The sequence below is a fragment of the Streptomyces sp. NPDC050535 genome (genome assembly GCF_044457665.1).
Classification (GTDB): domain Bacteria; phylum Actinomycetota; class Actinomycetes; order Streptomycetales; family Streptomycetaceae; genus Streptomyces.
Map to the genome: position 1 here is coordinate 1 of NZ_JBITHE010000064.1, position 1,770 is coordinate 1,770.

Annotated in this window: 3 protein-coding genes; 2 read left to right on the top strand and 1 reads right to left on the bottom strand. The window is 64.0% G+C overall.

Annotated features, from left to right (window positions below):
• The first annotated feature begins 150 nt into the window (after window positions 1-150).
• Entirely contained in the window at window positions 151-429 is a 279-nt protein-coding gene (locus ACIBLC_RS41930; protein ID WP_399216745.1) for a DUF6959 family protein, read from the top strand.
• 4 nt (window positions 430-433) lie between these two features.
• Here the strand turns inward: ACIBLC_RS41930 and ACIBLC_RS41935 are convergent, their stop codons facing one another.
• Window positions 434-760, bottom strand: a complete 327-nt coding sequence (locus ACIBLC_RS41935) for a hypothetical protein (RefSeq protein ID WP_399216746.1) — start codon at window positions 758-760, stop codon at window positions 434-436.
• A 209-nt stretch (window positions 761-969) separates the two neighbouring features.
• Here ACIBLC_RS41935 and ACIBLC_RS41940 point away from each other — a divergent pair, with 209 nt between their 5' ends.
• Window positions 970-1,428 carry a hypothetical protein gene (locus tag ACIBLC_RS41940; RefSeq protein WP_399216747.1) on the top strand — a complete coding sequence of 153 codons (459 nt, stop codon included), beginning with the start codon at window positions 970-972 and terminating at the stop codon, window positions 1,426-1,428.
• The last annotated feature ends 342 nt before the right edge of the window (window positions 1,429-1,770 follow it).

Genomic DNA, 1,770 nt, shown 5'->3' on the forward strand with positions numbered 1-1,770 from the left:
CCGCCCGGCACCACACCGGCTTCTCCACTACGACCACCAAGCCACTTCCGGCAGCTCTGTCAAAGGCTGACGGCCTAGAGATCACCAACAGCATCTCTTCCGTGATGACTACTCCTGGAGAAGTCGGCAGGTCTCAGGTTGGATGATCGGATGGAACGTGTCGAGGCTGAACTGTTCACAGATCCAGGGAATGACGCGGTCGTCCGTCTGCCCCCGCGTAATTTTCCGGGCGTCCTGATTCAGGGCGATTCCCTTTCGATCATTCGCGCCGACATCGCCGACATCGTAGAAGCCTGCGACCAGGGGGACGTCGGTGAGGCTCGCGATGCGGCGGCCCTCCTCCTGTCCAACCTCGACGAGCTGCTGGCCCGCTACACGGCGGCTCTGAAGGCTCACGACATCCCCATCCCCTTCTACCAGGCTCCCTGAGCGCTCAGTTGCAGCCCGTCGGACCTGGCAGCATGCGCTGAAGGTCGGAGATAGCAGGACCGTTCCGCCAGGGGATCACGTCGTCACGAAACCGAAGACGCTCCACGACATCCTCTTTCCGGGCCTGAGCCTTGTGGTGCGGCAGGCCGTGGTCGCGGATGACGGCTTGATGATCGACGCGACTGGCTGCGGGCCGCCAGGAGCATGTCCCCAGCGGCAGCATCCCGCCGCACGCGTTCACAGCCAGTAATGGCGTCACATAGCCGGGCTCGCCGTCAGCAGCCACCGGCTGATCATCCGTCTCCGCGTCTGCCGGTTCTTCTGTGATCAAGTCCGTCGCCTGCGTCGGACTTTCGTGGAACAGGTAGCGGGCATGACCGAGCCACGACGCCGTAGTTCGACAGCGATGAGGTCGGCGATGCAGTCGGTCGCCGAGGAGCTCGGAGGCCGACTGGGTGCACGCCTCTGCGCGAGTGGCGGAGGAAGAACTTTTCGCAATTCTAGGGGAAGATGGGACATTTCTCCGCCGGAAGGACCCCCATGCGTCTGACACGCACCGCAGCCTTGACCTCCGCCACCGCGCTCGCCCTACTGCTTCCCACCACCAACGCCCACGCCTCTGCCGTCGCCTGCGGCGGCTCCGTCTCCACCAAGGGCATCGCCGCCAACGGCTGCATCAGTGCCGAAAAGGGCAAGGAAGGACGCATCTACACCCGCGACATCAAAGCCCACGTCGTCCTGACCAACACCAGCCCTCACGCCGCCCACGTCGACTACGAAGCCTTCTTCCGTGTCGTCTCCGGCGGCCACTGGGTCAAGATCGGCAACGGACGCACCCTCGTCCCTCGCCGTACGACCACCGGACCCATCGAAATCGGCAGCACCACCCGCGTCTGCTTCGTCGTCAACGCCAAGGTCGAGATTCGCGTCCACGTCAAACCCGCAGGAGGCGCCTGGAGTAACTGGACCGGCGCCGCGACCTCCCAGTGCCAGACCTGACCGCCACAGTGCCCTGCGCACGCCGTCCCCGGGAAACCCCAGGCAGAATTATTGCGGGGGACGACGTGCTGTGACGTCAACTCCCAGATACACCAACAATTTTGACCTCCAACCTAGTCGTCCCAGGTCAGCAAGCTCCGCACGATTAACTTCGCTGTCGAAGGAGTGCGCCACGAGGCGCTATGCAATCGAGTGGAGGTGAAAGACCTTCTCCGCCGGGTCGTCGCAGCGGCCTGGTGAAGCTGGGGGCAGCCGTGCGACGTGAGGTCGCGCGATGTGAGTGATCGCAGCGGACGAGGGATCGGAGGAGGTGATGGTCGACGTTGCGATCGGGCGAGTGTC